Source organism: Vibrio sp. 2092 (assembly GCF_033339635.1).
Classification (GTDB): Bacteria; Pseudomonadota; Gammaproteobacteria; order Enterobacterales; family Vibrionaceae; genus Vibrio; species Vibrio alginolyticus.
The window spans coordinates 296219-316939 of sequence record NZ_JAWOUY010000005.1 but is presented as its reverse complement, the minus strand read 5'-3'; the positions used below and the strand labels follow the sequence as shown (position 1 = coordinate 316939).

Below are 20721 nucleotides of genomic sequence, written 5' to 3'. Positions count from 1 at the left end.
CAACAGCAACAGCAACAGCAACAGCAACAGCAACAGCAACAGCAACAGCAACAGCAACAGCAACAGCAACAGCAACAGCAACAAAAGTCTCAAAACGAAGGGAAAGAAGCGCAAGGACAACAGTCACAAAATCAGCAAGATTCTGAAAATAAAAAAGAAAAACAAAAAACGGAACAACATCAACCGCAACGAGATGACAAGCAAGTGAAGGATCAAGGTGAACCAATACAGGCTAAAGCGCATCCCGAAAAAATGCATCAGGATGATCCTGAGTTCCGTCGACTAGAAGCAGTAGAAAGTGCTCGCGACCCAAGCTTTTTGATCCGTGCGCAAATGCAACTTCAAGCGCAACAAAAACAACCTCCACAACAATCTCAAAAGGAGTGGTAAGCCTGTGATGAACAAAGGCGTAAAACTGGTCTTTATTTTTGTGGCCAGCCTAATATCCAGTTTCTCGGTGATGGCACAGACACTTCAAGCTAGTGTGAATAAAACACAAGTAGCCAAGAATGAAGTGATTAACCTCAGAATCATTTCAGATACTGAGCTCAGCTCAGACTCAATCGACTTCAATGTTCTAGAGAAAGACTTCTTCTTAGGTCAACCTCGTTATGGCCGCTCTAGCAATAACATTAACGGAAGAAAATCAGTGCGTACCGAGTGGAGTATCTCAATTGCACCAATGAAAGAAGGTGTTCTGACTATTCCAAGTTTTTCCGCTGATGGTATGAGAACGGAGCCGATCAAACTGCGTGTCAACGCGAGCCAAACAGACCCCAATCTTGATGATCTATTTAGCTTCAATATTACGGTCGACAACAGTACGCTCTACCCTCAGCAATCTGCAACATTACGTATACAACTTCTAATTAAAGCGGACACTCGACGCCTAGATAACCCGCAAATAGTACCTCCGCAAATTGAAGGCATGAAGCTTGAGGCACTGGGTGGCTTACAACAAAGACAGAAGATCTTAAATGGGTTAGAAGTAGCGGTCATAGAGCAGTCGTTTCGCTTAACGGCAAATCAACCAGGCACTTATACCTTGATAGGTCCTAAACTGACCGGTTCTTATATTTATGGCGACAGCTTGACGGGCTCAACCAAAATAATGCCTATCAACACCAAAGCGGAACGCATGCCAATCACGGTCAAACCGATTCCGAGCGAATTTAAAGGTGAATGGCTTCCTGCTTCAGCGTTAGAAATGACACAGAGCTGGCAAGACGATCAAGGTAATCTATTGTCGACTAACGCAATCAACACAGTAAAACAAGGCTCTTCACTCACTCGAACCATTCAAGTTAAGGCTCGCGGTACACAAGCCGAATATCTGCCACGAGTCAATATTAGTTACCCGAGTTCACTGCGCGTGTATCCCGAACAACCTAAGTTCGATAGCGCGAGAGATGGCACCGTTACCATGACGGTGAAGCAAGTCATTATTCCTACAGAGGCCGGGAAATATACCTTACCAGGATACGACTTGAACTGGTGGGACAGTCAAAATGATGAAGCGAAGAAAACAACGTTACCAGAGCTAACATTAGACGTAGAGAAAAATGACACTGGGCTAATCACGTTGCCGGAATCGCCTCTTTCAGCGCCTTTAGTGTCAGCCCCTAGTCCTGAATCAAGCGGCGATGTAAACAGTCTCTGGCGAACATTAACCTTTGTTTTCTTAGGGCTTTGGATAATGACATTGGGAATCGCTATTTGGGCATGGAAAAAGCGGTCAATAACAGCGAGTGGAACGGTTTCAAATACTGAACAACCACTTTGCATCGACGCGCTAAAAAAAGTCATCGAAGAGGGCGATGCTGCGAAAATTGAACGCTCTGTAAATGAGTATTTAACCACTCATCAAGACAGGTTAAACCCTGGTGACGTACAAGCAATTAAGCAAGAGCTTAATGCCATGAATCAAGCGTATTTTAGTGCCAACCAACAACCTTGGAGCCCTGATTCGCTGCTAGCGAAAATTCAAAACCTTGGCAAAGCAAACGTAACGAAAACCGACCACCAACTCGAAAAGCTATAAATAACTAGATAACAATGGCAGCTCTCATGAGCTGCCCATTCTCTTATCCGGCCAAATTTGCTTTAGCGGTTTTATCTAGAGCACCAACCGCCGCCCCTTCCCTATCAAGTTGCTCTTATGAACATAACTCACTCAACAAACACTTGGGGCTCGTATTCGTATCGCCTTACACAATTTCGCCCATGATTCTTCGCTTGATAGAGTGCCTTATCCGACAACTGATATAAATGGTCGAAATTAAAGTCTTTGCCTTTCACTTTATAACAGGAGTAACCGACTGAAACGGTAAGTAACTCCCCTTCTGGGTTATGTCGATGCTTTATCCCCTCGCCCTCGATGCACTGACGAATGCACTCTGCTCTCAGTCGAACCTCCTCTTGCTCAGAACCAATCATGAGCAATGCAAACTCCTCACCTCCGATACGGCAAAAAACTTCATCTTCACCTTTGGTATGATGATCCAAGATATAGCCAATTCGCATCAATGCGATATCGCCTTCGAGATGACCATAGTGATTATTGAATAAGCCAAAATGGTCAATATCAATCAGGATCAGGCCAAACGACATGTCGTCTTCACACTCTAGGGCACAATATTTTTGCATCACATGTTCTAACATGCGGCGATTACCAAGACGCGTCAAAGGATCGAGCTTAGAAAGTACCTCAAGCTGTCGATTGGCTTCCTCCAACTCTTTTGTTCGGTTCTGAACCTCCAGCTCTAAGTTTTCGTTTAGTTCGCGAATCGCCTCTTGAGCTTGAGTACGTTGCAATACTTCAGCTAAGCTGGACGCGAACATACGAATCACTTCACGTAACTGAGAAGTTAAGGGCGCACGTGTCAGCAAATTATCAACAGCGATAAAGGCGATAGGACCACTGCTATTTGAAGTCAATACCGTCATCGCAGCCCAACCAAAGCCAACAATATTACAGTCATGATAAATAGGCACTGATTCTTCAAATGCGACTTCGTTTGGCATTGAGCGAGCCAGATTTATAAGAGAGAAATCTTGGGTTTCGCCAAAGAAGTAAGATTCATCCACCACGTTACCTTGAATATCGGTACCCCACGTTCCTTGCATGTAAGAGCAATTTTCATCAGTTAAAAACACCGCCATTCGATCAATACCAAGATTTTTAATGGCGAAAGTGACGGCCGATTTGCATACTCCACTGACAGTAGTGCAACGTGATAACTCAACCATGCTTGAATGCAACATGCGTACGTTTTGTTCTTGGCGCTTACGAATGTAAATTTGAGAGAAGAGTGAACCAAACGAGTCCAACATCTGTTTTTGATATGCCGTTATCGGCTTACGATGAATAAAGTTATCTAGCGCGAACCACCCAAACGGTTCATTGCCATCGCGTAAAATCAACATCGCATTCCAGCCCTGCCCGATGACCTTGCCTGCTGTGTATATTGGCGCGTCTTCTACAATCACTAAGTTGCTCTCAAGGCTAGATAACGCGGTGATATACTCCTCGCTAAGTGGTGTAAATCATATTGTGTGTGAAATTCATCAATCGTAATTCCTGACTCATCCGTACCGTATGTACCACTGAAGCTGCGCTTTTTCATATCGAGAAGCATCAGTGTAGAGCGATCAAACCCCAATCGTTCACGTAACGCTTCGACGGCTTTGTAGTACAAGTCCTTTAAAGAATCAGGATTAGAGATTTCGAGTGCAACTTGCTGAACTAACTTCATATTTTCGATAAAGCGCTCGCGTTGGCTAATCTCATCAACATATTGCGCTTCACGAATATCTCTGTGCCTGATCTCTTTCGAGGCATTTTTTTCAGCACGAATACATTGCCAACGCGCCGCTGCGAGTTGCATTGCGTCGTAACTTTCTTCATAGATATTATGTGCCGTGCGAGCATGTACAGATTGAATCAGTAGGTAGGTACGTTTGATAGGCGTGTTGTCGAGCATCATGATGTAACTGTCACCCCCTAAATCTCGGGTGTGATTCCAGTTACAAGTGTTGATCGCCAGAGGTATGATGCTTTCAGAGGTATCAAACTGACTTGCCCACTCCCAGAATGTCTCAGGATAGTTTTGGGTTGGGTAAAGCTCTCCGCGAGAGAAGCTCATCGAATGACGAGGGTTAATTGAAGGATCTTCAAAAATAGCGAGGGCTTGAGGGGAGAACAGACTCTCTAAATGATCAAAGATTGCCTCCGCTAGCAACCGATGGTCCCTCGTTGAAGACACTTTTCTTGTAAAACTTCTTAAACTCACCCTACCAACCTAATCTACTTTTTTATCCTCGATAAAAAACTACTTAGGCCATGATATGCAATCAATACGTTCAAATTTGAGCTGTTAAGTCATTCGCAAAATTATCAGACTTAGTGTTACATTCGAGAACTCTTCAGCACTTTTAAAGCCATGTTTCACATAAGTTACATGCTTTATAAACTGAGGAGGAAAGTTGTACTTATTTACAAGATTTTTGTGTTGGTAGATGTTTTAAGCCTACGACTTAAAAAGAAAAAGGCCCCTCATTAAGAGGGGCAAAGTTACCATCGCTTATAGTTATTTAGTTATGCTTGAAATACGGAGGATTAACCGAAATCACCATTTACGTAGCCTTGAGTACGGTCGTCTTGAGGGTTGCTAAAGATCACTTGCGTATCGTTGTGCTCAACCAGTTCACCCATTAGGAAAAACGCAGTGCGGTCAGAGATACGACGCGCCTGTTGCATTGAGTGAGTCACGATAACGATGGTGTAGTTCTTCTTTAGCTCTTCCATCAGTTCTTCGATTTTGTGTGTCGCAATTGGGTCAAGTGCCGACGTTGGCTCATCCATCAGAATCACATCCGGCTCCATCGCGATTGTACGTGCAATACATAAACGTTGCTGCTGACCACCAGAAAGACCGAATGCGTGTGATTTAAGGCGATCTTTCACCTCATCCCAAAGTGCAGCACCGCGCAGCGAACGCTCTACCACTTCATCAATTGTCTTTTTGTCTTTGATACCTTGAGCACGTAAGCCGTAAGCCACGTTCTCGTAAATGCTCATCGGGAATGGGTTTGGCTTTTGGAATACCATGCCGACTTTGATGCGAAGGTCAGCAACATCAATGTTGCCGTAAATATCTTCGCCGTCCATCGCCAATTTACCTGTAATTTTCACGCCTTCGATTAGATCATTCATTCGGTTCAAACAGCGTAGAAGCGTTGATTTTCCGCAACCTGACGGGCCGATAAGTGCAGTTACTTGGCGAACTGGAATTGGTAAGTTGATCGATTTCAGTGCTTGGTTGTCACCGTAGAATAGGTCTAGGTTTTCAATATCAAATTTGTTCATTGTCTTAATCTCTTAATTCTTGAATTCGTGTCTTTTAACGTGCGTTCTTAATTAGTGTTGTTAGTAAGTTGCGGTGTTAAAACGTCTAGCAATCAGTTTCGTTACCATGTTGATCAAGAGAACAACTACGATAAGCACTGTTGCCGTACCGTAAGCCTGATTCCATTCTTCAACGGTAAACAGTTCGGTAGTCAGTTTGTATAGGTGAACGGTTAGCGTACGACCTGAATCCAATAAAGAATCCGGAATACGTGCAACCATACCTGCTGTCAGGAATACTGGAGCAGACTCACCAATGACACGACCAATACTTAGAATGACCGAGGTTAAGATACCTGGCATTGCGCTTGGAAGAATCAAACGCCAGATAGTGTAAATCTTAGAAGCACCGAGGCCATAAGAGCCTTCACGGTAAGTTTGTGGCACTGCCATCAGCGCTTCTTCCGTTGTACGGATGATCACTGGCAGGATTAGGATACTTAGCGTCAATGCACCCGATAGAATCGAGAAGCCAAGGCCAAGAATCGCCACGAAGAAAGTCATACCAAACAGGCCGAAAATGATCGACGGGATACCCGCCAATGACTCGGTACAGAATCGGATGATTTTCACCAAACGACTGCCCACTTTCGCGTATTCGGTCAAGTAGATTGCCGTCATGATACCGAGTGGCGCTGCCACTGCGATAGAAGCGATAACCATGTAAATGGTCGCCACAATCATTGGGAAGATACCATGCTCTTCACCTGTACGCGTATAGTTATCAGTAATGAAGTTCCAATCTACGTGTTGTAGACCGTTTGATAGGATGTACCAGATAATCCAGAACAAAAAACCTACCGTTAGTGCTGCCGAGATCCAGACAAATGCGTTAAAGACATTATCTTTGAACTGGCGTGCTTTTTTCAGTTTTGCGCGATCCATAATAGTCACCTTTAACGAGCGATTACTTCGCTTTTTCTCGGTTTAGGTACAGTAGTACAGCGTTCAACGACATGATGAAGACCAGAAGTACTACACCTGTAGCGTAAAGTGCGTTCGCGTGAACACCACTTGCGTAAGACATTTCAATAGCGATGTTTGCAGTTAGTGTACGAGCCGAATCCAAGATGCCTTCTGGCATTGCCGGCGCGTTACCCATAACCATAATGATCGCCATGGTCTCACCTAATGCACGACCGATACCCAGAATCACACCTGTCATGATGCCTGAGCGAGCCGCTGGAACGAGCAATTTAAAGATGGTGTAGATTTTCGATGCGCCCAGTGCCAAAGAACCTTCTTTATAAGTACGAGGGACAGCGCGGATAGACGTTTCAGATACCGTAATTACTGTTGGTAGAATCATCACACCAAGAACAATAATACCGGCCAAGATAGTGTTACCTGCAGGTACATCAAATACCTTCTGAATCAATGGAACGATAATAACCAGACCGAAGAAACCGTAGACCACTGAAGGAATACCGGCTAGCAGCTCAACCGCTGGACGGATAATGTCTGCTAATCGCTTTGGTGCGATTTCAGCGATAAAAATGGCGGTCAGAACACCAATTGGAACCCCAACAATGACAGCACCAGCCGTCGATACGATAGATGCCACAATCATGGTGGCGACACCGTAAAGCGCAGGTGGTAACCAGTTTTGTCCTAAGACAATGCCCGATACGCCTGCTTCTTGGAATGCCGGAATACTCTCTCGAACGATGAAGTATGCAATAACGGCCAATGAAACAATGCCGATTACGGCACTCGTTAGGAACAAGCCGTGGAAGATGCGCTCTTTCCAGTCTACACGACGCTTCTCGCGTAGGCCTGACTTGCTGATAGCTCTAGCGTCAGTATTCATAAGCTTTTCACTATTTGTTGCGATGGTCATTTAAAAATCTCACGGTTCTGGGCAATGCCGTTGAACACAATGGATAGAAAAGGCTCAGCCCTAAACGTTGGGCTGAGCAAACTTTAGAGTCCCGATGGGATTAGTTAACTGAGATGTAACCTTTTTGGTCAACTAGCGCTTGCGCTTCGTCAGTTAGCATCCAGTCTAGGAATTTTTGCGTTTCTGTTGATGGCTTGCCTTCTTTGTAAAGCACAAGGAATGGACGCGCTACTTTGTAAGAACCGTTTTTAACGTTAGCTACCGTTGCATCAACGCCGTCGATTGCTAGCGCATTAACAGTGTTGTCTACAGTACCAAGAGAAATGTAGCCGATTGCGTATGGGTTAGATGCAACCATTGTTTTCAGTGCGCCGTTACCGTTTGCAACTTGAGCACGTTGAGAGATAGCTGATACCTTCTTACCAGAAATCTTCATTTTTAGAGACATGATGTCTTCAAATGCGCCACGAGTACCAGAAGCTGTGTCACGAGTAATGGCTACGATTGGCTTGTCTGCACCACCGACTTCTTTCCAGTTTGATACTTCGCCTTTGTAGATTGCAGTCACTTGCTCGGCTGTTAGACCTGGCAGTTTGTTTTGTGGGTTGACAACCACTGCGATACCATCACGAGCAACCACTTCTTCGATTAGTGTTGATTCTTTTTCAGAGTCTTTTAGATTACGAGAAGACATACCAAGGTCTGCTGAACCATTTTTCGCTGCTTTTACACCAGCTGAAGAACCAGGACCTTGAACTTCGATAAATACGTTAGGGTTCTTCTTCATGTACGTTTCAGAGAAAACTTCCATCAGTGGAGTTACGCTGCTAGAACCCACTGCAGAGATAGTTTCTTTAGCAGAAACAGGAGTCACTGCCATTGCGCCTAGAAGTGCGATTGCACCGATTACTGTCTTTTTCATCACAATTTCCTTAAGTGGCTTTATTGCCGTTGTGTTTCACTTGAACGGTGCTCACTTTAGAATTTGAATATGACAGTTGTGTTTCACTTAGTTGAACCCTCTATGACACGTTGTCATTTCTAACTATTAATTCCGCGACTTATCCCTCTCTCAATTTGAACGTAACGTTTTTATAAGTTGCCTCATGTTCAAGATGATAACCCCATCGATTTTGGTACATTTCATAACAATTAGATATGAGTAACTCATTGATTTGGCAAATATAACAATTAAAATCGAAATGCTTATTTATAAAAAAGATAATAATTAAACCGATAGAGGGTCAATCTCATGCGTCAATTTCTTAGTACGCTTTCTATTAAACTTCAGGTTTTTCTGCCTGTTCTATTCACAGTTATATTACTCATCATTGGACTGAGTGTCGGAATCGGTAAACTCGATCAAGCATTCAATAAGGTTTCGGCTTCCACCCATAAGCTAATCATTCACAAAGAGGAACTTAGCGGCATCGTAGACAACACTTACGCCATGCGCATCAAAGCCATTTATAGTCTATTTAGAGCCGAAGATGTTCAGTCTCTCAACCAAGAGCTTTCTGAGCGACAAAACAAAAACCGCGATATTCTTAACTCCATCGACAATCTCCCTGGCGTTCAAAATGAAGTCAATGCTATGCGTAAGGCCATGAATCACTATGTTGATTTCACTCGCGTTACCATGACACCTCTGCTCACCACTAAACACTCTTCTGATTACACCACCTCTGATTTCAATCAAAAGTACGAATCTACAATGGCTGAGTATCGATTAGCTGGCGAAGCGATGATCAACGCCATCGACAAACTATCTAAACAATTGAATCAAATCGTCACCGATGAAGTCGAAACGAATGGCGAACAACATTCAACCACGCTAACTTACAGCGCCGTCTCGCTTGCGGTGATCTTGAGTGCCGCTTCACTTATTAGTTGGGTACTCGCCAGCTACATCGTTGCGCCGATTCGTAACCTTCAAGTAACGATGCAGGAAGTCGCGAAGGGAAACCTACTAGTTAAGGCCGAAGCCATCGGGAAAAACGAAGTGTCTCAGCTGGCTCGAGATGTAAACCAGACCATAGAAAAACTGCGTGAAACTGTAAGCGCATTGGTTCGCATTAGTGAAGATGTGGCATCAGCATCAACCGAGTTAGCAACTGTTATGACTCAAAGCAGCGTCAACTCGGATCAAGAAAAGCAAGAAGTTGAGCAAGTAGCCTCGGCGATCAATCAGCTAGAGTCGACCGCAGCTGAAGTATCGACCAATGCACAAGAAGCCGATAGTGCATCAAATCAAGCACGTACGTTAACCTCACAAAGTATAAGCATGTTTGGGGAAAGCACTCGCGCAAGTGAAAAGATGGCGGAACAACTTAACGAAGCCGCTGCCGTCGTAACTTCGCTAAAAGATCAATCAGAACACATTGGTCGCGTGATCGAAGTGATTGAAGGTATTTCTGAGCAAACGAATCTACTTGCACTGAATGCAGCGATTGAAGCTGCACGAGCGGGCGAAAGTGGCAGAGGCTTTGCGGTAGTGGCCGATGAAGTACGTATGCTGGCAGCGCGAACTCAGGAGTCCACCAAAGAGATCCAAACCATTATAGAAGAGCTACAGCAACAATCTGGTCACGCAAATGAAAGTATGCATTTCAGCTTAGCGATGTTGTCAGACAACCAAGCTCTGACACAAGAAGTTAGCCAATCACTTGCTAATATCAGTAATGCTATCGCCGATCTGAACTCAATCAACACTCAAGTTGCGACCGCATCAGAAGAGCAGAAGCAGGTCACGGCTGATATCAACAACAACTTAACGAACATCTATGAACTAGTGAGCCAGAACGTCACTGGTATCACTCAATCAGCCGCGGCAGCGCAAGAGTTGTCTGGTTTAGCAGAAAACCAAAAACATCAGCTTAAGCAGTTCCAAGTTTAAATTCTCTGCTCAACACGATAAGTTCCAAAGGTTAGAAAAGAAAAAGCTCCGCACTGGCGGAGCTTATTTTAAAGGCAAAGCTATCAACCCTTATTAACGTAATAATTATTATTCATCTGTCACTAACAAGAGAGAACTTTTGAAACTTGAGTTTAACGGATCTCTATTGAAAACCTCACCATTAGTCGTATCAAAAGTTGCAACATGCTTACCGTCGCCATTAGGTGTGTTGCTCCAGACATAACGCCCTAGAACATCATCTCCATCTGTCAGACTATAGCCGCTAGCAAACCCTGTACTATTTATGGCTGGGCTGTGGCAAGCTCGCTCAGTTAGAGATACTAGCTCTTTGATATTTGCTAGTCGCCAATTTTTTTTGTCAGCAAAATTGTGAAGAGGATGGTTGCCGTCCTTATTACGAATTTGTTTGGCTGTGGAGAGAGCGAGTTGCCATGACATTGTAGATCGCGTCCCCTGGCATTCTTGGTTTCCTACATTCCATGTCATACCAACTGGACAGCGCATCCATGTTAGACCTGTTTTCAGGTCAGTTACGGTACCGCTCTCAGAATATGTATAACGCGTGTTAGGTGCCGTTTTAGCAAAGTCAGTAGAACACTCTTGTGCAGCTATTGCAGTTTGAGAAGCCAAAGTAAGAGATAGTACAGTTATTAATTTCTTCATCTTATTGCCCCTTAACTGCGACTAGACGGATTGGGAATTGGTAAGAATCATCGGCACCCGCACTTGTGTTGCTTGATCGAATCTCGACGTATGAAATAGTGCCTCTATCTTTGCCCCGGGAGACAATCGCAGGGAAATAAATCTCGCCATCAATAAGTTGTGATGATGCATTCGTAAACTTAAAGTCGCTATGCCAAAACGCACCATATCCTAAATAAGGGCTACCTATGGTTTGCTGTGGAAAGTATTTAACATTAAAACCATAGACGTTGTATTTTGCATATTCATCGTTCGGAGCAAACAGTGTTTGTTCACCAAAGTCTAGTAAGTCATAAGTCTCACGGTAAGTAGGCAAGCGCCAACCAGTGATTCCACATAACGATTGTTTGTTTATGTACTCAACATATTGGCTAGTGGTACAAACTTCATCACCAGCGTCTTTACAACCTGCAAGCTCTACATCTTTGCTAAATGGCTTAAATGCTTCAGACTCAAACGCAAACAGGCGATCTTTAAATTGAACCGAGCTCGCATCCGCACTCTTATTTTCCCAAACAAGACCAGTACGTTCGTCCATAGTACAAGCCCACTCAGTCGCATCTGCAGCTAAAGCTGCACCTTGTGAATCTAGCTTAACGAACTTAAAGCCAGCGCCTGTCGACGTTTGCTTGTCCTCTTTGTCGAAGCCGTATTCCGCATCTTGACCAGGGTAAGACGCTTGAACCTCTGCTACGTCTGCTGCTCCTTCAGCAAAATAAAGAACGGCGCCCGTATCGTTACTACCAACCGTTTGTTCAGCAACCGCTACAATTTCTTCAGCAAATGCACTTACTTCCGCTTCAGACAGAAGATCAGAGGCCAATGATTTACCCTGGAAGCTAAGGCTTTGAGCAAGCAGCGCTACGCCTTGGGTCATTTGTTGTGGCTGCATCGCAGCTAATAGCACAACCGTGTTTTGCTCTAGCTTGTCTAGCTCGCTAGCTTCTGCGTTAGACATCACCGTACCAGAAAGAGAAACGCCGGCATCGGCGAGTTGCGCTTTCACAATCTCTTCAGCTTGAGCAACGGTTTTACCGTCAATTACAAGACCCGCGAGCAACGTTGTTACACCATTGACCGTGTTACCCGTTGCTAAATTTTGACCCGGAGCCGCAAGACGCAACGTTTGGTTTGAACCTTGATCAACTTGAGCAAGAATGGTGCTGGTTAGTACGTTTTTGTCGCTTGAAGTCAGGCTAAATTTACCGGCATTATCCGTTTTAGCACTCGGTTCAGTGGAATCACAAACGTAGTTTTGGTTTAAATCGATACATACTGGCGTATCAAGAAGTGTACCTGCAGAAACGATGGTGCCAGCTACATCATAGGTCGGTGCCGACGTGTCACCACCAGAACCTCCGCCACAGCCAGCAAGGGCTAGTGACATAGCAACGAAAGAATATTGAAACTTCATAGATTTTATCTTCTTTTGATTTTAATTAACGAGAGCGAATCACTCTCACCATTGAAAGCAGGAAAAGTCCTAACAAGGTCCAAGGCGAACCACTGCCACCTGAACCACCGCCACTGCTTTCTTTAGTGGTATCAGCACTACACTGATACTGAGCAAAGTGACTCACACCCCACTCTTTCAACACCCCAGAGTTCCCTGACACGCGGTCAGACACTTCGAGACGCCAAGTACCCCAACTCGGTTGACCGACAAGTGCTTGTAACTCCTCGTCATACTGAGCGGTGAAGTAACCTTTAAATCCTTTGGTATTGCTTGATTGATGGCTAAGTAGCACGACCGATTTGCCTTGTGGAGACACTAGCGTCACTTGCAGATCTTGCAGTGAGTCATGTTCGATGTTCAGGTAAACCGCAAACGAATCATCAATCGTGCGTGACTTGTCCGATAGCGTCTGAGAGAACAGTCTGTCGCCCTGCTCCGGTAAAGCGGAATTCACTGATTGAGGCTGGATATCAAGCTCTGGCGTACCATTAACCAGCATCACCTGTTCACTCCACTGGTGAGTCTTTAGGCCTTCAGCAAATTGATAATCCAATGAAATAGAGGAATCGAATTGCGTGCCACATGTTAGACCGCTTGGTAACGCCACCTTCATTGAGGTCAAGTCAGAAAGCGTTTCATCAAAGTCGAAAACAGATGCGTTGTTTAGCTTCCATTGCCCTTTGATGCTCGCTTCACGGCCAGTTTGGCTCAGGCTCAAACCAACGTCTTGACCTTGTGCGATGTATCGAGCGTCATAGCGAACACGAAGAGGCGCTTTAAGTAAGTTGTGTCTGTTGAAGCTGTCCGTCAGGAATTGGGCGTAGTCTTTATTTGGGAACAAGGTGTTTGCGGCAAACACGGTCGACTCCGCCAGATCATGCATTTTCACGCCACGACCAATGCCGTACATGCCTTCAAGAACAATGGCGTCAAACTCGCGGAACACCCTATCGGTATCATCACCGTATCGTTCAACCGATGCTTTAAGCGCTTGAAACAGCGGCGTTGACCATAGCTCGTCACCTAGTTCACCGCCCACACTGACGTGCGCTGGGTACTCTGAGCTCTCGAAGTAACGTGCTCTTTGGTTCCATAAGCTACGAGTTGTTTTGCGTGTTCCGAACACACCGTCCCAGTTGAACACCGTATCTAACTCGAATTCTTGACCACGACGCGAAGCATCCAAATATTGAATGCGGTAGCTCGCGCTGCCCGCCCAGTAATCAGCAAAACCCTCTGCGATAGCACCAGTGTGACCGTACGCCCAATCCGGTACGATTTGGTAATGAATGCCATGCCCAAGCTCGTGTATCACGACATCAGCATCGACTGCATCCGGAGAAACACCACCGACACCCAGCATGAGTGCTTTCGGACCGTAATAGTAAGTAGAGTTATCTTTTGATAAACCGCGAGCGTCAAAACGAAGCGGTTCGTCAAACAAGTCGTAAGGCAGGCTTGTCAGATATTGGATCGAGCTATCAAGATGATAAAAAGCCATCAACTGTGGGAACGCATTGTCACCAAACTCGGTGCTTTGCATCTCATCAACACTGTCAAATGCTTGAACCCCTTCTGCGCTGAGAAAGTCCAACGTATCGAGTACAGGCGCTTCACCAGGTGTTGGGGCTGCAAATAAGCCCGTCGCATCCACTTGCTTCAATCTTGGGTTAGACAAATAGAACTTACCGCCGGACTGTAAAACCTCAATCGACTTGGTGACGTACTCGATCGGCTGAGGGTAATCAGACAGTGCTGACCACGTCGATTCTGGTGCCGCTTGCTGTTGCATGGTGCGAAGATCTGGGTTGAATAAAGAAACCTCAACATTAACCAGACTTCCAGAGCTCAAAGCAGGTGGCTCTTGTGCTTGCAGTTGGCGAGGCGATTCCAATTCCATTGCAACCGTTGGTTTACCGTTGCGAATGATCGTATCTTCAAGGCTCTTAAACACTCGCACAACGTGATGATTTTTATCGGTTGTTACTACTAGGGTGCGCTGTGCTTGATATTCACCGTTTACCCAAACATCAAAATTGTAATGCTCACCAAGCTGAGACTGGGTTTTGTAACGGAACTTAAACTCGCCCGCTTCTGAGTAGTGGCTATCTAGATAAGTTTTCGCTTGCGCTTCATTGGTCACCACAGAATCCGTTGAGGGATAATCCCACTCTGCAGCCTGTGCCGCAGGGGTACAAGCAATAAGCAGCGAAAACGCCAATGGTTTTAGCTTCATGATTTCGTCCTAGAATTCGTATTTTGCATTTAGCGTGAAGTAGCGCCCAGGCTCAGTTGAGTAACGCTTACTTTCCTCAGCGATACCCGCTACGTCTTGGTATCGGATGTACTCTTTGTCGAACAAGTTGACGATGTTTGCGCTAACACGAAGGTCTTTGGAAACGTAGTAAGTTGCGCCAATATCAAACGTATTCCACGCACTTGTCTGCGCGCAATCTGTCGCTAGACCAAGCGTGGTCTGGCATTTAGGAACGCGATCCATGGCCGCGGCCCAGTTCCAAGCCACGTAAGCATTGAAGTCTTGGTTGACGTATTTCAGTTGAGCGTTACCTTCGAATGGCGTAATGCTTCGAACGTATTCACCTTCCGCGTCTTTGCCATCTACGTAGCCAAACTTGGTGCTGATGTTCCATCGCTTAGTGATCGCGTAACCTGCAGAAAGCTCTGCACCATACGTCTCGACACCATCGAGGTTTTGGTATTGTTTAATGTAATTACCATTGCTTGAGTCAAAGCCCGTGGTCACAACGTCGATGAAGTTTTCAAACTTGTTGTAGAACAAAGACGCATAGACATACGCACGACCGTTATCGAACTTGTTACCGATTTCAAATGAGTCGGAAGTTTCAGCTTCTAGATCCATGTTTGGTGCAATGACAAACGGCGTGAGCGGCACAAAGTCGTGGCTTACGAAGCCATACGCTTTATCGTATTCCGGAGCACGGTAACCATGGTTATAAGATACATAAGCAATGTTGTTGGCAAATACCTCACGAGAAACCGACAAACTTGGAGATACCTCTGAGCTATCCATGTCTTTTAATGGGAAGCCGCCCACTTCAGCCGCACCGTCTGGCGTGAGACGGTGCGCATCAAATCGTAGGCCACCTGTGATGGTCCATTTATCCAGTTCCACCATGTCTCGAACATACAAGCCAATGTTATAAGCACGAGCAGGAGCGAAAGGTTGTTTGGTCGAAGGTGTTACTCCGTTCCAATCAATCTTGGAGTCGCTATCTGTGCGTTCGTAATAGTCTGTAGAAAGCTCAACACCGTAAGCCAATTGGTGCTCAGCATTTGCTGCATAAATCGTATTGGTGAAATCGCCACGGAAGCCAATTGTTTCGTCAATGAAGGTTTTGTGTTCCAGCTCGCGACGCTTGGTGATCAAACCATTGTGATCCACTTGGCGCATTAAACGGTTGGTGTCTTCCACCACTTCGGTGTGACGCCAGTAAACTTTGGTATCCAACTCTTCGAACCAAGTTGGATTAATCGGAGTCACCTCTGCACCAATATAAGCGCTGTACTCTTCTGTGGTTTCATCCTCAGCAAAGTCTTCAATATGCCAAATTCCATCAGGTTGAATGGACGGCGAACCCTCCAAACGCTCTTGGTTCTGGGTGTAGAGTTCCGCTTTGGCTTTCAACATCACCTCTTCATTGAAAAAGTGGTTGATCGTATAAGCACCGCTGTAACCATCGAGGTCGCGGTTATACAAATCTTCATCAAAGTTACGTGTTTCTTGTCCTTGCCAGTATGAAACGTTAAACAAACTCTCTGTATCACCGGAACGAAAAGCTAGATTACTCGTGCCTTTGTACTTGTTGCTGATATCGGTGTAAGTACCGGAAACATCGGTGTAGAAGTCTTTGTCTTTTAAGAAATCACCCGGCTGACTGGATTCTAAAATCACCACACCGCCAATCGCGCCAGAGCCATGCACCGAAGAACTTGCCCCTTTAATGATTTGCAGCGATTCAAAATTGGATAAATCAAAAGTATCTCGCCCAACTGCATCATTAATGTCATTCGCACCGAAGCCATCCGCAGAACGAATGCCATCACGAACGATCATAATGCGGTTACCCGTCATACCACGGATGGTAATGTTTTGCGGACGTCCTGCACCGCCCGTCACGCTTACACCAGGTTCGTTACGCAGCACGTCATATAGCTCGGTCTCGCCTCTTTCTTCGATTTGCTCGTTTGTGATAACCGCGACACTACCTGCCACTTTTGACAATGGCTGATCGATTTTATTGGCGGTTACCACCACCTCTTCCATTGAGAAAACCTTAGATTCGGCGTGCACTTGACTGGCAGCAAGTACCAAAAGTACTGCCGCTGACACTGGGGTAAGCTTCATTTACTGCTCCGCTTTAGATGTTTTAATGAGTGATAGTAGAAATGCGTATTCTTTTGCTTGTTGTTCTTGCGCTTGTCGCGGGTCCATTTGGTGGCCCGAATTAAAATTAGTTTGCAACAAGTACGGCCCGTTGCGCTCACTTAACGCTGAAACTTTAGCGAGATACTTTGCGCCTTCCCAATATGGCACGCGCTGATCGATTAAACCGACTTGAACCAACATGGGTGGGTAAGCGTTTTTATGGATATTGAGAATCGGATCGTACGCCTTCATTAACGCCAATTGTTCAGGTTTGGTTGGGTTACCCCATTCGCCATACTGCTGTGTGGTAAGCGGAAGTGAGGTATCCGACATACTTGCAACCACATCAACAAAAGGCACTTTAAGTACGACACCTGAAAACAATTTAGGATCTTGATTAACCGCTCCGGCCACCAACGTACCACCAGCACTAGAACCGATGGCGAAAACCTCTCTATTGCCACGTTCGAATGTTTGCAGCGCCTTCGCGGCCGCGACAAAATCACCAATAGAATTGGCTTTTCGCACACCACGGCCTTGCTCGTGCCATTCATCGCCAAAGTACCCACCGCCACGGACATGGGCGATAGCGTAAATCACACCTTGGTCGAGTAAACTGATAACCTGAGGCATAAAGTACGGTTTCATCGTAAAACCATACGCGCCGTAACCGTAAATCAACACAGGAGATTGTGGGTGCAATTTGTCTTTGCGATACGCCAAAGAGACCGGGACAGAAACGCCGTCGTGCTTAATAAAAATACGTTGGGTTACATAACGCTGACTATCAAAGTCTTGGTAAGCATCTTGAGAGTACAAGGATTTATTCAGCGTTTTTACATCGAACTCTTCCCACTGAGGAGGCGTAGTCATCGACATGCTTCGGATACGAATTTTGTTTGATTCAAAATCGCCCAACGTGCTTAGCCAAGCGACATTACCATCGTGTTCCAATGGCAGTATCACTTTTTCCTGACCTTGGTAAGAATACACCGTCAAAGTCGACACATTGTTTGGCTTGCTAAGTGCCACAACTCCTGCATCATAAAGGTAGAACTGTTCAAGCGGCTCACGAGGATTGGTGAAGCGTTGCCATGTTGCGCCAAGCGGTGCGAGTTCGGCTTGGTAAAGGGCGAACTTTCCTTCAAAGTTGCTTTTCAGATAAATGTAACCTTTCGCCACATCCGCGTAATATTCCACACCCACTTCAGGCTTTCGCAATGAATCTGAGACAGTGCCCGTTTCTAGATCGACAAGCTTCTGCTCTGTTGTTGACTCGTTGTTGCTTTGCAGCACAGCATAACGGCTATCTGCCGCACGATAGAAAGAAAGTAACCAATCTGACTTGGGTTCATTCCATAGGACTGTTTTTGCCAAAGATTCAGTGGAGATACGTAAGATCTGATGAGGTCGCTGAGTGCGCTTTTCTTTTGCAACGAGGAATGCCACTTTCCCGTTAGGTGACAACAATACGCCACTATCGACGTGCGTCGCCAGTTCCGTAGATTGGCCGGAGAGTAAATCAACAACCACAGCACGATATTGTTCGCTGCCGTCGATATCTTCCGTGAAAAGTAATGTGTCACCATTCACTTGCCATTGACCAAGTTGGTAGTACTGATGCGCAGATTGTCGTTCATCGAAATCGAACACCACGTTTTCTGGTGCATGTTGACTCGCACGGGATAATAGTAAGTAACGACCATCGCGACGCGTTAGCGTCCATTCTCTTCCACTCATGATCGACCATGGCTTATCACCTTTGTCTGCCACCATGGTACCCCACTGTGTGAGTAGGTTTTTTGTCAACGTCTGATAACTTTTTTGGTGCTGTTCAGTTTTGTGGTTTTGTTCTGTTAGGTAGGTAAGAACTCGCTCATCTTTACGAGCATCATCTCGAAGCCAGTTGAAATCATCAGCAGCAAAGCCAGAACTAGAGGTAATTATGAGCCCTAAAAAAACATGAGTAAATTTCATATAGAGAGCGAATTCATTTATAGGATTAATACAATGGCGCGTATTCTGCCCTTAAATAAAAATGAGATCAATTATCATTTTCATGATCATGTGAGATTTTTATCTAGTGTGTGAGGAAAAACGTTTGCTTTGACCGAGGTAATAAAACTTAATAACTTCCTAAATTAGCGTTCTATGCTGTTTATATACAACCAGACAAATATAAAAGCTGACAAACGAGTGAGTATGGAAAGACGCTATTTCACCTAGCGACAGACATAAAAAATCCGAGTGCGAACACTCGGATTTTTAAGAACTAAAATCAATGGGAAACTACAGCAGCTTTTACTCTTCAGAGCTCGGTGCCGCTGGTTTTTTCTTAGGGATGAAGACATCATCACCCACAGATACGTTTTTGTAGAAGCTCTTGTCACGCTTAGCTGGTTTTTTCGCCGACTTTTTCGCTTGAGGGCGAGCTTTCTTTGCGGTCGCTTTCTTATTGCGAAAATCTGGTTTAGGTGGCTTAAGGCCTTTAAACTTACCTTTCAAATCTTCGAACACTGAAAACTCAAGATCTTGTTGTAGGTATGATTCTACACGTTTAAAGCTATCCCAGTCTTTTGGACCAACAAGAGAGATTGCATCCCCTTTGTTTCCAGCACGACCAGTACGACCAACTCGGTGTACGTATTCTTCAGTATGCTTTGGCATATCGAAGTTGATGACGTGTGTCACAGTTGCAATATCCAAACCGCGGGAAGCAACATCAGTCGTTACAAGGATCTTAAATACTGCGCGCTCAAACTGACTCATAATGGTGTTACGTTGAGTCTGGTTCAAGTTACCACTCAGTGCTACAGCCTTCAGTTTCTTTTCGTTTAGCTTTTCTGTTAGTCGCTCAGTATCATCACGCGTTGCCGTAAAGATAATAACTTGACGGTATTCAGCCTCAGAAAGAACACGATCTAAAATTGCCTCTTTATGATCCAGGTGATCACACAAGTAAAATTTTTGCGTAATATCTTTATGTTCTTCGTTAGAAACGCCGATAGCAATACGCTTTGGCGCATTGAGCATTTCAGCCGCGATTTCATTGACGTCTGCATGATCTAATGTCGCAGAGAACATCAACGTTTGACGACGACGATGCTTGGCTGCTTTATGAATGCGACGAAGCTCTGGTGCAAAGCCCAAATCCAACATACGGTCTGCTTCGTCAAGAATCAGTGTTTCCAAACCATCCAGATAAAGCGAACGATGATCTAAGTGATCAGCCAAACGTCCTGGTGTCGCCACGATAAATTTCGGGTAACGACGCAGAGCTTTTACCTGATCGTTAAAGTTCTCACCACCCAAAATCAGTGCTGCTTCATAAGATAGGCCTGCTAGCATAGAACGAAGCTCACCATATACTTGTTTCGCTAGCTCACGAGTAGGAGCAAGGATTACCGCGCGAGGGTCTTTCGCAGAAAACGATTTTGTCTTTAAAGACTTATGAAGCATTGGCAATACAAACGCCAAAGTCTTGCCCGAACCCGTTTTCGAAGATGCCAATAGATCCTTGCCTGCAATCGCAACAGGAATCGCCTGCTGCTGAATGTCAGTCGCTTTTTTAAAATCGTAGTGTTTTAGGTTCTTCAACAATCGGTTGTCTAGGCCTAGATCTTTAAATTGCAAAGTATTCTCCAATAAATCAGTCAGCGTCTGAGCGCTCTGTAGTGTCGTTTCCGCTCTAACGCAGCAAAAAAATAAAGCTCGGTATAATACCGCAAATCATAGGAGTATAGATAGAGATCACACAAACTAATTCCCTGTGGTGAAGGTAAAACATCATTTGTGGCTCAGTTCAGAGTAAACCCTAGCCTTTTTGATGTGCATCTGAACGTGAAGTTCAGTGAAAGGCCTTTCAGATATATCTTCTATTCTTCAACAAAACGACGTAAATAGCAGTTATTTGGGCCAATAAACTTTCATTTGTGTCAATATCGTCTAAATTATTGATATCAGGAACGTGGCAAATACACCTGCTATGAAA

12 protein-coding genes and 2 pseudogenes are annotated in these 20721 nt (G+C 45.0%); 3 read left to right on the top strand and 11 right to left on the bottom strand.

Going from position 1 to position 20721, the window contains the following annotated elements; all coding sequences use genetic code 11:
* Positions 1–390 (top strand): annotated as a pseudogene (locus R7P80_RS11815) (hypothetical protein); the annotation flags it as partial.
* Between the two features lie 4 nt (positions 391–394).
* Entirely contained in the window at positions 395–2041 is a 1647-nt protein-coding gene (locus R7P80_RS11810) for a BatD family protein (RefSeq protein WP_213899111.1), read from the top strand.
* A gap of 128 nt (positions 2042–2169) precedes the next feature.
* Here the strand turns inward: R7P80_RS11810 and R7P80_RS11805 are convergent.
* From R7P80_RS11805 to R7P80_RS11785, 5 genes and pseudogenes are all read right to left on the bottom strand, one after another.
* A pseudogene (locus R7P80_RS11805) lies at positions 2170–4292 on the bottom strand (GGDEF domain-containing protein).
* Between the two features lie 326 nt (positions 4293–4618).
* Positions 4619–5368, bottom strand: a complete 750-nt coding sequence (gene pstB, locus R7P80_RS11800) for a phosphate ABC transporter ATP-binding protein PstB (RefSeq protein WP_005375156.1) — start codon at positions 5366–5368, stop codon at positions 4619–4621.
* 60 nt (positions 5369–5428) lie between these two features.
* Positions 5429–6292 (bottom strand): phosphate ABC transporter permease PstA, encoded by an 864-nt coding sequence (gene pstA / locus R7P80_RS11795; RefSeq protein ID WP_005383923.1) that lies wholly within the window; start codon positions 6290–6292, stop codon positions 5429–5431.
* Positions 6293–6314: 22 nt separating this feature from the next.
* Positions 6315–7247: a phosphate ABC transporter permease subunit PstC gene (pstC, locus tag R7P80_RS11790; protein WP_005375154.1), complete on the bottom strand. Its 933-nt coding sequence runs from the start codon at positions 7245–7247 to the stop codon at positions 6315–6317.
* Between the two features lie 100 nt (positions 7248–7347).
* The gene (locus R7P80_RS11785) at positions 7348–8169 is read right to left on the bottom strand and encodes a phosphate ABC transporter substrate-binding protein (RefSeq protein WP_005375153.1); all 822 of its coding nucleotides are present in this window, start codon (positions 8167–8169) and stop codon (positions 7348–7350) included.
* Positions 8170–8499: 330 nt separating this feature from the next.
* Here R7P80_RS11785 and R7P80_RS11780 point away from each other — a divergent pair, with 330 nt between their 5' ends.
* Positions 8500–10143: a methyl-accepting chemotaxis protein gene (locus tag R7P80_RS11780; protein ID WP_225491635.1), complete on the top strand. Its 1644-nt coding sequence runs from the start codon at positions 8500–8502 to the stop codon at positions 10141–10143.
* Positions 10144–10251: 108 nt separating this feature from the next.
* On the opposite strand, the gene R7P80_RS11775 is transcribed toward R7P80_RS11780, so the two are convergent.
* The 6 genes from R7P80_RS11775 to R7P80_RS11750 all read right to left on the bottom strand — a co-directional run bounded on the left by R7P80_RS11775 (position 10252) and on the right by R7P80_RS11750 (position 20375).
* Positions 10252–10827, bottom strand: a complete 576-nt coding sequence (locus R7P80_RS11775) for a DUF1566 domain-containing protein (RefSeq protein WP_017635423.1) — start codon at positions 10825–10827, stop codon at positions 10252–10254.
* A gap of 1 nt (position 10828) precedes the next feature.
* Positions 10829–12280 (bottom strand): DUF1566 domain-containing protein, encoded by a 1452-nt coding sequence (locus R7P80_RS11770; protein WP_047104502.1) that lies wholly within the window; start codon positions 12278–12280, stop codon positions 10829–10831.
* A gap of 25 nt (positions 12281–12305) precedes the next feature.
* Positions 12306–14558, bottom strand: a complete 2253-nt coding sequence (locus R7P80_RS11765; RefSeq protein WP_213906637.1) for a proprotein convertase P-domain-containing protein — start codon at positions 14556–14558, stop codon at positions 12306–12308.
* 9 nt (positions 14559–14567) lie between these two features.
* A complete protein-coding gene (locus R7P80_RS11760; protein WP_225491634.1) occupies positions 14568–16709 on the bottom strand; it encodes a TonB-dependent hemoglobin/transferrin/lactoferrin family receptor in 2142 nt (713 codons plus the stop codon).
* Complete coding sequence (locus R7P80_RS11755) at positions 16710–18707, bottom strand: prolyl oligopeptidase family serine peptidase (RefSeq protein WP_025768558.1); 1998 nt, start codon at positions 18705–18707, stop codon at positions 16710–16712.
* Positions 18708–19031: 324 nt separating this feature from the next.
* Positions 19032–20375 (bottom strand): DEAD/DEAH box helicase, encoded by a 1344-nt coding sequence (locus R7P80_RS11750; protein WP_044129603.1) that lies wholly within the window; start codon positions 20373–20375, stop codon positions 19032–19034.
* Between the last annotated feature and the right edge of the window lie 346 nt (positions 20376–20721).

Excerpts from the sequence above, each read along its gene's own strand:
- pstC (WP_005375154.1), bottom strand. The coding sequence starts at position 7,247 with ATGACCATCGCAACAAATAGTGAAAAGCTTATGAATACTGACGCTAGA.
- R7P80_RS11775 (WP_017635423.1), bottom strand. The coding sequence starts at position 10,827 with ATGAAGAAATTAATAACTGTACTATCTCTTACTTTGGCTTCTCAAACT.
- R7P80_RS11780 (WP_225491635.1), top strand. The coding sequence starts at position 8,500 with ATGCGTCAATTTCTTAGTACGCTTTCTATTAAACTTCAGGTTTTTCTG.
- pstA (WP_005383923.1), bottom strand. The coding sequence starts at position 6,292 with ATGGATCGCGCAAAACTGAAAAAAGCACGCCAGTTCAAAGATAATGTC.
- pstB (WP_005375156.1), bottom strand. The coding sequence starts at position 5,368 with ATGAACAAATTTGATATTGAAAACCTAGACCTATTCTACGGTGACAAC.
- R7P80_RS11770 (WP_047104502.1), bottom strand. The coding sequence starts at position 12,280 with ATGAAGTTTCAATATTCTTTCGTTGCTATGTCACTAGCCCTTGCTGGC.
- R7P80_RS11760 (WP_225491634.1), bottom strand. The coding sequence starts at position 16,709 with ATGAAGCTTACCCCAGTGTCAGCGGCAGTACTTTTGGTACTTGCTGCC.
- R7P80_RS11755 (WP_025768558.1), bottom strand. The coding sequence starts at position 18,707 with ATGAAATTTACTCATGTTTTTTTAGGGCTCATAATTACCTCTAGTTCT.
- R7P80_RS11785 (WP_005375153.1), bottom strand. The coding sequence starts at position 8,169 with ATGAAAAAGACAGTAATCGGTGCAATCGCACTTCTAGGCGCAATGGCA.
- R7P80_RS11765 (WP_213906637.1), bottom strand. The coding sequence starts at position 14,558 with ATGAAGCTAAAACCATTGGCGTTTTCGCTGCTTATTGCTTGTACCCCT.